This window comes from Ruminococcoides intestinihominis (genome assembly GCF_040096285.1).
Lineage (GTDB): Bacteria > Bacillota > Clostridia > Oscillospirales > Acutalibacteraceae > Ruminococcoides > Ruminococcoides intestinihominis.
This window is the reverse complement of the sequence record NZ_JBBMEY010000044.1, coordinates 1-13,330: the sequence shown is the minus strand read 5'-3', so window position 1 is coordinate 13,330 and position 13,330 is coordinate 1. Positions and strand designations below refer to the sequence as shown.

13 protein-coding genes are annotated in these 13,330 nt (G+C 36.0%); 4 read left to right on the top strand and 9 right to left on the bottom strand.

The window, feature by feature from the left end:
• Positions 1-258: 258 nt before the first annotated feature.
• From truB to spoVAE, 9 genes are all read right to left on the bottom strand, one after another.
• Entirely contained in the window at positions 259-1,152 is an 894-nt protein-coding gene (truB, locus tag WMO18_RS09240) for a tRNA pseudouridine(55) synthase TruB (RefSeq protein WP_211147972.1), read from the bottom strand.
• Positions 1,149-2,090, bottom strand: coding sequence for a DHH family phosphoesterase (locus WMO18_RS09235; protein ID WP_211147973.1), 942 nt, complete (start codon positions 2,088-2,090; stop codon positions 1,149-1,151). Before WMO18_RS09235 ends, truB begins: the two co-directional genes overlap by 4 nt.
• Entirely contained in the window at positions 2,080-2,451 is a 372-nt protein-coding gene (gene rbfA / locus WMO18_RS09230; RefSeq protein ID WP_022504699.1) for a 30S ribosome-binding factor RbfA, read from the bottom strand. The genes WMO18_RS09235 and rbfA overlap by 11 nt, the downstream gene beginning before the upstream one ends.
• Positions 2,452-2,481: 30 nt before the next feature.
• Positions 2,482-4,809 (bottom strand): translation initiation factor IF-2, encoded by a 2,328-nt coding sequence (gene infB / locus WMO18_RS09225; protein WP_211147974.1) that lies wholly within the window; start codon positions 4,807-4,809, stop codon positions 2,482-2,484.
• Positions 4,810-4,813: 4 nt separating this feature from the next.
• On the bottom strand, positions 4,814-5,134 hold the full coding sequence (locus tag WMO18_RS09220) for a L7Ae/L30e/S12e/Gadd45 family ribosomal protein (protein ID WP_022504697.1): 321 nt from the start codon (positions 5,132-5,134) through the stop codon (positions 4,814-4,816).
• Positions 5,127-5,426 (bottom strand): RNase P modulator RnpM, encoded by a 300-nt coding sequence (rnpM, locus tag WMO18_RS09215; RefSeq protein ID WP_022504696.1) that lies wholly within the window; start codon positions 5,424-5,426, stop codon positions 5,127-5,129. Before rnpM ends, WMO18_RS09220 begins: the two co-directional genes overlap by 8 nt.
• A 35-nt stretch (positions 5,427-5,461) precedes the next feature.
• Positions 5,462-6,691, bottom strand: a complete 1,230-nt coding sequence (gene nusA, locus WMO18_RS09210) for a transcription termination factor NusA (protein WP_367286556.1) — start codon at positions 6,689-6,691, stop codon at positions 5,462-5,464.
• A 21-nt stretch (positions 6,692-6,712) separates the two neighbouring features.
• Complete coding sequence (gene rimP / locus WMO18_RS09205) at positions 6,713-7,195, bottom strand: ribosome maturation factor RimP (protein ID WP_022504694.1); 483 nt, start codon at positions 7,193-7,195, stop codon at positions 6,713-6,715.
• A gap of 122 nt (positions 7,196-7,317) precedes the next feature.
• Positions 7,318-7,674, bottom strand: a complete 357-nt coding sequence (gene spoVAE, locus WMO18_RS09200; protein ID WP_211147976.1) for a stage V sporulation protein AE — start codon at positions 7,672-7,674, stop codon at positions 7,318-7,320.
• A gap of 379 nt (positions 7,675-8,053) precedes the next feature.
• On the opposite strand from spoVAE, the gene WMO18_RS09195 reads away from it, so the two are divergent.
• From WMO18_RS09195 to WMO18_RS09180, 4 genes are read left to right on the top strand one after another with little or no spacing between them, the layout of a single operon-like run.
• Positions 8,054-9,007, top strand: a complete 954-nt coding sequence (locus tag WMO18_RS09195) for an ABC transporter ATP-binding protein (protein ID WP_022504692.1) — start codon at positions 8,054-8,056, stop codon at positions 9,005-9,007.
• On the top strand, positions 9,007-9,711 hold the full coding sequence (locus WMO18_RS09190) for an ABC transporter permease (protein WP_022504691.1): 705 nt from the start codon (positions 9,007-9,009) through the stop codon (positions 9,709-9,711). The genes WMO18_RS09195 and WMO18_RS09190 overlap by 1 nt, the downstream gene beginning before the upstream one ends.
• Positions 9,712-9,723: 12 nt before the next feature.
• A complete protein-coding gene (locus WMO18_RS09185) occupies positions 9,724-11,379 on the top strand; it encodes a Gldg family protein (protein WP_367286555.1) in 1,656 nt (551 codons plus the stop codon).
• Complete coding sequence (locus WMO18_RS09180) at positions 11,379-12,965, top strand: DUF4340 domain-containing protein (RefSeq protein WP_367286554.1); 1,587 nt, start codon at positions 11,379-11,381, stop codon at positions 12,963-12,965. The genes WMO18_RS09185 and WMO18_RS09180 overlap by 1 nt, the downstream gene beginning before the upstream one ends.
• The last annotated feature ends 365 nt before the right edge of the window (positions 12,966-13,330 follow it).

Genomic DNA, 13,330 nt, shown 5'->3' with positions numbered 1-13,330 from the left:
CACTTCGTGGTCCCCCTTCCTTTACACAAGGAAGGCTGGATGGTTTCTGCTAATTCTAAATATCTACCACATAACAAGGCAAGTTCTAGCACCACAAACCCTAATTTATAAAGCTAAGTTATTATAATCAAAAAAAGAATTAAAATAACAAAACCGACTTTAGGATAGATTACTAAAGTCGGTTTTTGTTACATATTCAAATTATATATTTGAGATAAGTCAAAAGTTTTCCATACTGCACTCTTAAAATGTGGAAAACTAATTTGTTTTGAAAAGTTTATAAATTTTTAATTCATCACCTTTAACGATACCTAAGCCGATAAACTGATTATTGTTATCTCTGACTCTTAGGATTGTGTCCTCTTTAGGTTGCATTTTCTCAAGGTAAGTTCTGTTCTTATCTAATGCACCACCGTTAGAGAATCTTCTTGCTTGTGGTTCTGTAATTTTCACATAACCGTAGTTCATAAACAGACTTTCCACACTTTTAATGTATGGTGTGAAATCCTCTAGTTCTCTAGCTTTCTGCAAGTCAATTGCATCTTCTAGGGTAAAACCACAAGCCTCAGTTCTAACAAGTGAAGTCATAACTGCACAAGAACCTAAACTTTCACCAAGGTCATCAATAATTGTCCTTATATATGTACCCTTACTACACTTGATTTCCAACTTACCACTTTGATTTTTTTCATCAAAGTCAAAAAGTTCTATGGAGTAAACTGTTACTTTTCTTTTTTCTCTTTCAACAGTTTTTCCTGCTCTTGCCAGGTCATAAAGTCTTTGACCGTTTATTTGAATAGCTGAGTACATAGGTGGTAGCTGATAAATTTCACCTTGAAATTCTTTTAGCTTTTCCTTAACTTCTTCTGTAGTGAAAGAAGTTTTTTCTTCTTTTAGTACCTTACCCCAAATATCTAGAGTATCGGTTTTCTTTCCAAACTGAAAAGTAGCCACATAGCCTTTATCGTGATTGGTAATTAAGTCCTGAGCCTTAGTGCCGTTTCCCACAACCAGTGGTAGAACACCTGTTGCATTAGGGTCAAGTGTACCTAAATGACCGATTTTCTTAATGCCAAGAGCTTTCCTCATTACTGCCACAACATCAAATGAAGTAAAGTCCATTGGCTTGTTTATTACAATTACACCGTTCATTGTAGTATCTCTTTCGCTGCATCAATAAGCTGTTGCTTAACACTTTCAAGTGTACCGTTAATTGCACAACCTGAGGCAGCCTTGTGGCCACCACCACCGAACTTTTTGCAAAATTCACAAGCATCGGTATCACCATTAGTTCTAACAGAAATTTTAAACACATTATCCTGCTTTTCCCTAATAGTAATGCCCATTTTCACACCGTCAATCTGTCTAGGAATTGATGCCAAACCTTCCATTTGGTCATCACCTAAGTTTAACTTGTCTTGCATTGCAAGGGTGGTGTAAATAATAGCAAGTTTGCCGTCATAGTAATAATCCAGTGTGTCATAAACCATTCTTTCAAGGGCAAGTTTCTGCTTTGTTTTGGTTTCAAACATTGCTCTGTTGATAACTGCAAAATCAGCACCACATTCAATTAATTTTGCTGCAATCATATGAGTTTTTGCAGTGGTATTTGTGTACATAAAGCAACCTGTGTCTGTACTGACACCTGTATAAAGGCAGTTTGCAATTTCTTTAGTAACCTTCACATTCATTAGGTTGATTAGGTCAAAGATAATTTCACAAGTAGATGCTGCTGTAGCATCAATATAACTATCCTCTACACCTAAAGAATTACTGCCATGGTGGTCAATACATAACTGAATTTTGTTGCTATAACTTTCCTCATTATCCCCCAAAAGCTGAGGTGCTGCTACATCAACAGACATAATAAAATCCGGAGTAAAGGAATTTTCCTTTACTCCATTTTTTAGATAATCAAACTTTGTAGCAGCCTTACCACTAAGGATTACCCTTGCATTTTTGCCTATATCTTGTAAAGCCTTACAAAGACCATAAGCAGAACCTAGGGTATCTCCATCAGGATAATGGTGAGTTAAAATTTCAATATTATTTTTTTCTTGTAAAATTTTAGCTACATTATCAAGCTTCATCTTGGTCCTCATCTTCTTTAATATCAAGGTCATTTAGAATACGGCTAATGTTAGCACTGTATTCAATACTATCAGTTGGCTTAAAGATAAGCTCCGGAGTATGACGCAAATGAAGTCTGTGACCAAGTTCTCTTCTGATATAACCTGTAGCAGATTTCAGTCCCTTTAGTGCTTCCTTTGCTCTTTCCATACCCTCGATTACACTGAAATATACTGTGCAATAGCTAAGGTCATTAGTAACCTCAACTCTGATAATAGAAATAAAGCAATCGGCAACTCTAGGGTCTTTTACTGACTTAAAAATATCAGTTAGTTCTCTTTTAATATCTTCAGTTGTTCTATCAATTCTGTGTCCTGACATATTAATTTCCTCTTTTACAATAGACTGTTATTAGTCTTCACGATACTCCTGAATTTCATACACTTCAAAAATATCACCTTCACGAAGGTCGTTATATTTTTCTAGGCAAATACCACATTCATAACCTTCGTTTACTTCCTTAACTGCATCCTTAAATCTCTGTAGTGAAGCGATTGTATCATCAGCAATAACAACACCGTCACGAATAACTCTAACCTTGGCATTTCTCTTGATAGTACCGTTCTTAACATATGAACCGGCAACAACACCAACACTCTTGATTCTGATAATGTTACGGATTTCAGCATTACCGATTACAACTTCTCTTGTCTTAGGAGCAAGCATACCCTTCATAGCTGATTCAATTTCTTCAATACAGTTATAAATAATGCTATATAGACGAATATCTACAGATTCTCTCTCAGCATTTGCTACTGCAGTAGCATCAGGTCTAACATTAAAGCCAACAATGATTGCATTACTTGCATTAGCAAGCATAACATCACTTTCGTTAATAGCACCAACACCACCGTGGATAACATTAACTCTTACTTCATCATTAGATAGCTTTTCAAGTGACTGTCTAACTGCTTCAACAGAACCCTGAACATCAGCCTTAACAATAATCTGAAGTTCTTTCATTTCGCCCTGTTTCATCTGGTCAAATAGGTTATCAAGTGTAACCTTAGTTCTTGAGTTAAATAGTTCTTCCTTAGCCTTAGTTTTTCTCTGTTCAACAAGCTGACGAGCAAGTCTTTCATCAGAAACGGCATTGAAAATGTCGCCACCCTGTGGAACTTCATCAAGACCTGTAATTTCAACTGGAACTGATGGACCGGCTTCCTTAACTTTTCTGCCTCTATCGTTAGTCATTGCTCTAACTCTACCAACTGCAGTACCGGCAACAACAATATCACCTTGGTGAAGTGTACCGTTCTGTACAAGCATTGTAGCGATTGGACCTCTACCCTTATCAAGTCTTGCTTCAATAACGCAACCCTTAGCCTGACGGTCAGGGTTAGCCTTTAGTTCCTTCATTTCAGCAATTAGAAGTACCATTTCAAGTAGATCAGGAATACCTTCCTTAGTCTTTGCAGAAACAGGAATACAAGGTGTATCACCACCCCATTCTTCAGGTACAAGTTCATATTCAGTTAATTGCTGTTTTACATTTTCTGGGTTAGCACCAGGTTTATCCATCTTGTTAATAGCAACAACAACAGAAACACCGGCGGCCTTAGCATGGTTAATAGCTTCTACTGTCTGTGGCATAATACCATCATCAGCAGCAACAACAAGAATAGCAATATCTGTAGCCATTGCACCTCTTGCACGCATTGTTGTAAATGCTTCATGACCCGGAGTATCTAGGAATGTAATATCCTTGCCGTTAACCTGCACTCTGTAAGCACCGATATGCTGAGTAATACCACCGGCCTCAGAGGATGTAACATTTGCATGACGGATAACATCAAGGATAGATGTTTTACCATGGTCAACATGACCCATAACAACAACAACCGGAGCTCTTGGTACTAGATTTGCATCATCATCTTCTGTATCATCAATAATCTGTTCTTCGATTGTAACAACAACTTCTTTCTCTACCTTTGCATGAAATTCCATAGCAATTAGAGAAGCAGTATCAAAGTCAATAGTATCTGTAGCAGTAACCATTGTACCCATTAAGAATGCTTTCTTTACAACTTCGGCAACAGTAGCCTTTAGACGAGAAGCAAGTTCCTGAACAACAATTTCCTCAGGAATCTGAACAGTAATAGGCTTTGCCTTTCTTTCTGCTGCAATTCTCTTTAGTCTTTCCTGTTCTGTTTCTCTCTTACCTTGTCTTTTCTTTCTCTGCTGTGAACGCTGGTTAATCTTCTGCTTTTTAACCTGACTTTTATTTCTGTCACTTCTGTTCATCTTAGAGTCAGCCATATTGTCGTACTTTTCGTTGTACTTATCAACATTAACAACAACTGCTGATGTATCAATTACACGGCTTTCCTTTCTTCTGGGAGCCTGATGTTCTTTCTCTTGTTGTGCAGGAGCTTTGCCCTGTTTTTTAGCTTGTTCTGCTTTTTGGCGTTTATGTTCTTCTTTTCTCTTTTTCTTTTCTTCGTCTTTCTTCTTTTCTACTTCTTCAATACCTGCGTTTCTCTTTGCATAGTAAGCATCTAAGTTATCAAGATTTTTGTCCTGAGTAAAGTAATCGAAAACAACATTTAGCTCATTTTCTTCCAGAGTAGTTGTAGTTTTCTTCTGTACGCCACAATATTTATCAAGTACTTCGATAACTTTCTTACTGTTAACGCCAAGGTCCTTAGCAACCTCATTAACCTTATATTTAATCATCATAGTTTCATTCCTCCTGTTCTTGCTCTTTCAAGATTAACTCTTGAATTTTATCAGAAAAACCTCTGTCTGTTATGCTGACAACAGCACAATACTTGCCAATTGCCATACCTAACTCATCCTTAGTTCTGTTAATAACGAAAGTTTTAACTGAACTGTTGTTAGAGGCTTTCAGGATGTTTTTCTTACTGTTGGCTGAAAAATCCTTTGTCATAAGGACAATAAAGGATTTTCCGGTTGTAACAGACTCAATAACCGGGTCTGTACCAATTACAATTTTACCTGCTCGTCTGCATAAGCCCAAGATAGAAAGTAATCTGTCATTCATCGGCAATTTCCTTTTCCATTTGGTCATAAATTTCTGAAGGAATGACTGTATTTAATGAACGGTCAATCCTCTTAGTCTTTCTGGCTTTTTGTAGGCACTGAACATTTTTGCAGACATAAGCACCTCTTCCGGATTTCTTAGAAGTAAGGTCAAGAGAAACTTCACCCTTTTCTATTATATTACCGTCACTGTCTTTTTTGTCAGGGGCTTTTACAACCCTAACCAGTTCTTTCTTTGGAAACATATTTCCACAACCGGAACATTTTCTCATTGGAACTTTCTTTGTTTTCACAGTAATTCCTCCTTTCATTATATTACAAGAATAAATTATTCCTCGTTATCTGTGCATAAAATGTCATCAATAAAACTGTCACCATTCATTTCAACAGTCGGTACGTCTTCTTTTGATTCTTCAGCAACCGGTTCTTCAACAGCCTGTTCTTCTGTTGAAGTTTTTTCTACTTCTTCAGGTGTAGTGTCTTCTGTGTTATCAATTAGAACTTCATCTTCACCGAAGAAACCGCTTTCAGGACGAATATCAATCTTCCAGCCTGTTAGTTTAGCTGCAAGTCTTGCGTTCTGACCCTTGTTACCGATAGCAAGTGAAAGCTGATTGTCAGGAACAGTAACTCTGCAAGATTTACCTTCAAGGTCTTCAATAACAACCTTAATAACAGTTGCAGGAGATAGGGAAGCTGCAATAAACTTTGCAGGGTCTTCTGACCATTCTACAATATCAATCTTTTCTCCACCAAGTTCTTCAACAATAGTGTTAACTCTGGCACCTTTAGCACCGATACAAGAACCAACTGCATCAATAGTCTTGTCATTGCTATAAACTGCCATCTTTGTTCTGGAACCTGCTTCTCTTGAAACTGACTTAATTTCTACAACACCATCAAAAATTTCAGGAACTTCTGTTTCAAATAATCTCTTAACAAAGTCAGGGTGAGTTCTTGAGATAAATGCTCTAGGACCTCTGTCTGTTGTTCTAACATCAACGATATAAACCTTAATTAGGTCACCTTCCTTGAATGTTTCGTCACCAATCTGTTCTGACTTAGGTAGAACTGCTTCTGCTTTACCGATTCTGATTGTAATACCACCGGAAACAGGGTCAATTCTCTCAACCTTAGCAGTAACAATTTCCTGTTGCTTTGACTGGAATTCAGCAAGCATCTGACCCTTTTCACCATCACGAATACCCTGACGGATAACTGAACGAGCAGTCTGTACTGCAATTCTACCTAGGTTCTTAGGGTCAAGTGAAATTGCCACCTTGTCACCGATAGTAGCTGACTTCTTAATTTTCTGAGCATCTTCAAGAGAAATTTCATAGTCAGGGTCAAATACCTCTTCAACTACTTCTTTGTTTAGCTTAACATCAAAGCTATTCTTTTCAGGTACCATAGAGATTTCAACATCATCATTGCCACCGTAGTTATTCTTACAAGCAATAACAATAGCTTTAGAAATTTGTGTAATCATAGCATCCATAGAAATGCCTTTTTCTTGTTCTAGAGATCTTAATGCCTCAAATAATGCCTTATTATTCATTCCAAAATCAAATCCTTTCTTTTAAAAATCAAAGTCATCCAGTTTAATATAAACTGTATCTTTCTTATTAATAGTAATTTCGTTTTCATCACTGTGGTCTGTAATTGTAACAGTCTGTTTATCGGCAGATTTAAGCTTACCCTTAAATTCCTTACCGATACCCTCAATAGGTCTAATCATCTTAACCATTACATCAGCACCGATAAATTGGTCAAAATGTTCCTCACGAACAAGCTCTCTCTCAATACCGGGAGAACTAACCTCCAGAATGTACTGGTTCTGACCAATCTCTTTTTCATCAAGAGGAGCGTCTAAGGCTCTGGACATTTTCTCACAATCGTCAATGCCTACACCATCTTCTTTGTCAATGATTACTCTAAGATACCACTGTGCACCTTCTTTAACATAGCGAACATCCCAAAGTTGTAGCCCTAAATCCTTTGCAATAGGTTCTGCAATTTCCCATACCATTCCGGCAGTATTGTTACCTTTTTTGTTTGCCATTTTATCACCTCTTTATAATAACAAAGGAGCGGTCGTACTGACCACTCCTTTACCATTAGGATATTTAACTATTAAATAATAGCATATAATATAGGAAAAATCAAGTGTTTATCTATATTTTCCTAGGATTTTTCCTGTGGTTTTCCCAGTAATCCTGCCAAAAAACCGAAAAATATAGCACCGGCTATTCCTCCGGCAGATGCAGTAGCACCACCTGTGAATATTCCAAGCCATCCGTCTTCGCTGATTCCTTCCTTAACACCTTTGTATAAATTGTACCCAAAACCGGACAAAGGTACTGTAGCACCACTACCGGCAAAGTCAACTAAAGGCTTGTATAGTCCTACTGCGCCAAGAAGTACACCGATTACAACAAAGGAAGTTAAAATTCTTGCCGGTGTTAATTTTGTTTTGTCAATTAATATTTGACCGACAACACAAATAAGTCCACCAACTACAAATGCTTTTAGGTAATCCATACTATCACTCTTTTCTTTATACTATTAAACAGGCAAACAATGTTGCCCATACCTTATTTATATTAAGTATCTCTGTTTTTCTATTATTTATACTATCCTTGTTGAAGAAAGCTTGACTTAATGGTATAATAATACGGATTGAAATAATAAATAAACACTGTATAAGTTAGTTTAAAATAAATTCATTGTCACATTCAATAAAATCTTTCAAAAGGTTTTGTTATATTTCACAAGAGAATTTTTTATATTGTGACAGGTAATTGAAACTTTATGAATAAAAAGTGACATTTGGAGTTGATTTGTTGAAAAAAACTAATAATCTGTTAGAATTATTATGGAAATTAATCTAGTTTACTAAAAGGAAAAAGGAGTTGAAAATATGGTTGAAATCAAAAACCTTGTAAAGCAGTATGGCGACATCAAGGCAGTAAACGACATTAGTTTTACTGTTAATGATGGTGAGATACTAGGCTTTCTTGGTCCAAACGGTGCCGGTAAAAGTACAACTATGAATATTATCACAGGGTACATTTCTTCTACAAGTGGCACAGTAACCATAAATGATTCAGAAATTTTGAAAGATCCAAAGGGTGCAAAGTCCCAGATTGGTTATCTTCCGGAACTGCCACCACTTTATATGGATATGACAGTTAGAAAATATTTGGAGTTTATGTTCTCTATTAAGAAAGTAAAACTTCCTAAGAAGGCTCACATTGATGAAGTTCTTGCAGTTACTAAGTTAACTGACCATCAGTCAAGAATTATCCGTAACCTATCAAAAGGTTATCGTCAGAGAGTAGGTCTTGCTCAAGCATTACTTGGCAACCCACCTGTACTTATTCTTGATGAACCTACTGTTGGTCTTGACCCTTCACAGATTAGAGAATTCAGAAGTTTAATCAGAGGCTTAGGAAAGAAACACACAGTTATCTTTTCTTCACATATTCTTTCAGAAGTTTCAGCAATCTGTGACAGAATCGTTGTTATCAATCAGGGACAGGTTGTTGCTGATACTAAGACATCAGAACTTTCACAGGCTATTACCGGTAAGTCAACACTTACTCTTGAAGCTGAAGGCACAGTAACTTCCGTTACAACTGCTTTAAAGAATGTTCATGGTGTACAGAAAATTACTGTTGAAAGACAAAGTGCAGAAAACACAAATGTATACAACATTGAACATGAAAGTGGTATTGACATTAGAAAAGGTGTTTTCAATGCTATGGTTAACAACAAGTCAGTTATCCTTACTATGAATGAGGGTGGTATGAGTCTTGAAGAAGCATACCTAAAGTTAACATCAAAAACTGTATCAAAGGGAGGTAAAAAGTAATGACAGCTATTTTAAAGAAAGAATTAAGTTCATATTTTACCTCTGCAATAGGATATGTTGTAATGGCAGTTTATTATTTCTTTGCAGGGTTATTCTTCTACTTCTATTGCATAGTAGGAAATAGCAAAGATATGGCAAGTTTATTCTCAAATATGTTTATGATTACAGTTCTTGTAATTCCGATTATTACAATGAAAACTTTTTCAGAAGAAAAGAAACAGAAAACCGACCAGGCACTTTTAACTTCTCCATTAGGACTTGGAGAAATTGTTGCCGGTAAGTTCTTCGGTTCACTGATTATGTTTATCTGTTGTGTTGGCATTTATGTTTTATTTGCACTAACACTTACTTTCTACAGTGCACCTGACTGGTCAGTATTCTTAGGTAATCTACTTGGCTCAATTATCCTAGGTGCTGCAATGATTTCTATTGATATTTTCATTTCTTCATTAACAGAAAGTATGATTATTTCTGCTATTGTAAGTATGTGTTTTGGTCTTGTAATCTTCTTTATAGATAGCATTTCTCAGCTAATCTCTGTAACTTGGATTTCAACTGCTATTTCCAGTATTTCATTCGTTGACCATTACTCAAACTTTACTAAGGGTATTTTAAGTGTTGCAGATACTGTATTCTTCCTATCAATTATTGCACTATTCAATTTCTTAACACTTAGAGTACTTGAAAAAAGACGCTGGAGCTAAGGAGGTATTACATTGTTAAAGAAAAATAAGAAAGAAGATTTCCTAGCTACAGAAATCGAAAAAGATATTAAAGCAGATGAAACTTCTACAGATGAAGTTACCGGAAAAGAAGAAACTTCTGATGTTGAAGTAAAAAAACAATCTAAAATCAAAAAGATTTTACATTCAAGAAAGTTCTCAAAGGGCTGGTTAAGCATTGCAATTATTGCAGTTTTCTTAGCTTGTGTAGTTGCAGTAAATATTATTGCATCTGTATTGGAAAATAAGTTCCCTTCCCTTTCAGTTGATATTACAAATTCAAATATGTATCAGCTACAGGATGATACAAAGAAACTTTGTAAAAATGTAAATCAAGATATTGACATTTATCTATTAACTGATGAAGATACTTTCACTTCATATGATTCAAGTTTTGGTGTTGCATATTTCTCACAAGCAAATCAGTTCTTTAAAGAAATTGCATCTCTAAACAAGCATATTACATTTAAGTATGAAGATACTTCATCAAACCCATCATTCGCTAAGAAATATAGCAACCTAAATCTTACAACATCAGGTTCAAGCACAATTTGTGTTATTGATGCCGGTAATGACAGATACAAAGGTCTGACAATGGAAGACCTATTTGAAACAGAAAATGACTCTTCAACAGGCTATTCAAAAATTAAGTCAAGTAAAGTTGAACAACAGGTTTGTACTGCTATTCTTGGTTTAACTAAGAAAAATGCTGCAAAGGCTTGTTTCATTACTTCATCAGGTGTTGGTTCAGAAAAGACAAGTTCAAGTGGTTCTACTGCATATTCAGCACTAAAGAAATTACTTGAAAATCAAGCATATGAAACTACAACTGTTGACCTAGACTCTAACAGTAAAGTTCCTAGTGACTGTGATGTTCTTCTGTTTGTTGCTCCAACATCCGATATTTCAGAACAGGCACTTAAGAAAGTTACAAGTTTCTTAGATACTGCTAAGAAGTCTAACAAAACATTCGTTTATGTACCTGCTCCAATGGCTATTGAAAACGGTACACCAAATATGGATTCATTCCTAGAAGAACAAGGTATTAAGGTTGAAAACAACTGGATTTATGAACAGGACAACAACTACATTACTTCTATCGCTCCAAGTGACCACAGACTTTCAACATATGACTATGATGAGTCTACATTTACAGACGGTATTGATAGCAACACAAGAGTTGCTATGGGTGACACATGGAATATTACCTTAACAAAGGGTAGTTCAGCAAAGGTACTTCTAAAGAGTTCAACTAAGGCTGACTTATTACCATCTGATGCTAAGTCAACTGATGATGTAAAGGATGGTACAGGTAAAGCACTTAACGGTGCAGTTATCAACCAATCCGAAGTATCTGACGGTGTAAACAAGAATGTTGTTGTAATCGGTTCTTACTATGCAGTTTCTTCCGATTTCTTAACAGGCTATACTCAGTTTAATAACAGTACATACTTTACAAATATGTTTAATGTACTAACAGAAAACGACAGTGAAACTATTACAATTAACAGTGCTACAGCCAGTGATACTTCATTAGGTCTGGAAGCTGCAAGTGATGCCCTATTCCCATCAATCCTATTTGTTGGCATCATCCCACTTGGTGTATTAATCCTAGGTATTGTAATTTGGGCAGTTAGGAGAAAGAAATAATGGCTACTAAAAAGAAAGATAACAAAAAACTACTTAAGATTATTATTGTGGCAGCAGTTGTTGTTATTATTGGTGTTGCATTAGTAGTGGTACTTAACCTACCGGGTAGTGAAGATAACAAAGATACACAAGAAGTAACTAAGGAAGCAAAGATTTCCGATACTGTTGACAAGAACAAAATGCATCAGGCAGAACCTGCTCTTGATGATAAGGGTGAAGTTAAAGAAAACGGTATCGGTGAACTTATTAACTATATTCCTAGAAAAATCAAAACTATTAAAGTTGAAAATGATAACGGTAGTTTCCAAATCAAGAGTTACACTCCTGTAAAGGAAACTAAAGATAAAAACGGTAAAACTAAGACAGAAACTCAGGCTACAGAATACACATTGGTAGGCTATGAGGATAAGTCAATTGCTGAGGGTAAGCCTGATTCAGTTGCATCAGATGCAGCAGCAATGTCATTTACTAAGATTGTTTCCGTAAGTGGTGATGAAGACAGTGACTTTGGTTTTGATAAGCCAAAGGCTACTGTTACTGTTGGCTACACAGACAAGACAAATTCTAAGTTCTATGTTGGTGACAAAGCACCTAATGGCACAGGCTACTATGTAAAATTCGGTACAGGTAAATCAATTTACCTAGTTGATGAAGAGTCAGTTGACTCATTCCTATACAGTGTATATGACCTTATTGATTTAAATGTTACTAAGGCAGCAAGTGAGGGTGATACAGCTACTCCTCAGACAGTACACCTAAGTGGTACACACTACAAAGAAGATATTGAATTTGAAGATAGCACAGATGATACTGCTACAACAAACTACATTATCACACAACCTGCTAAGTACTATGGTAACGATACTACTTGTAGTGAAATTGAAGCAGGTATCCGTGGTGTTGCAGCTAAAGCAGTTGTATGCCTAAACCCAACAAGTGCTGATTTGCAGAAGTTCGGTTTAGCAACACCTTATGCTGAATTAACTGCTACATATAAGGACACAGTTGTTGAACTACAGGCCAGTAAGCCTGATAGCAAAAAGTACTGCTACCTAATGGTTAAGGGTGGAGATGTTATTTACAAGATTCTTGCAGACTCAGTTAGATGGACAACATCAAGCCTAGACAAAATGAGAAGTGACTACTTTGTAGATAACAAAATCACAAGCCTATCTAAGACAGAAGTTTCTTTCGGTAAAAACAACTATACATTTGACCTAGAAACAAAGACTTCTACTACTTCAGATAACCAAACAACAACTGACACAACAGTTAAGTATAACGGTAAGCGAATCAGCTTTGGTTATTTCCAAACTGCATTTGACTATATGCATGGTGCGACCTTTACAAGAGAAGATTTCTCTCATGAAAAGATTACCGGTAAGCCTGAAATGACAGTTAAGTTTACATATACATCCGACTCAGGCAGAAGTGCTGATACACTTGAACTATACAAGGTGAACAACTCTAAGTATGTTGGTGTTGTAAATGGTGAACAAATTTCTTATGTTTATAAGACAGCCATCACTTCACTACAAGAACAATTTACAAATGCTACTAAGTCATCACCTAAGGATGATAAATAAACTTAATAGTTAAGGTATAAGCAAACCCCGATTAGTATATCTAATCGGGGCTTTTCATATCTGTATTAAATTATAAATTCAAAATAAAGAAGTCACAATCCTTATAAGGATGGCTGAATTTTATCGGTAATTCATCTTCTGTTACCTTCTTAAAACCTGCTTTTCATAGAACTTATGGGCTCTTGTTGTGTTATAAGGAGTATCAAGCATAATAGTTTTGTAGTTGTTTTTCATATTCTGTTTTTAATTTTCTATGTCCATATTTGCTTATATCAAAAGTTAAACTTGGGTTTGTGGTGCTAGAACTTGCCTTGTTATGTGGTAGATATTTAGAATTAGTAGAAACCATCCAGCCTTCCTTGTGT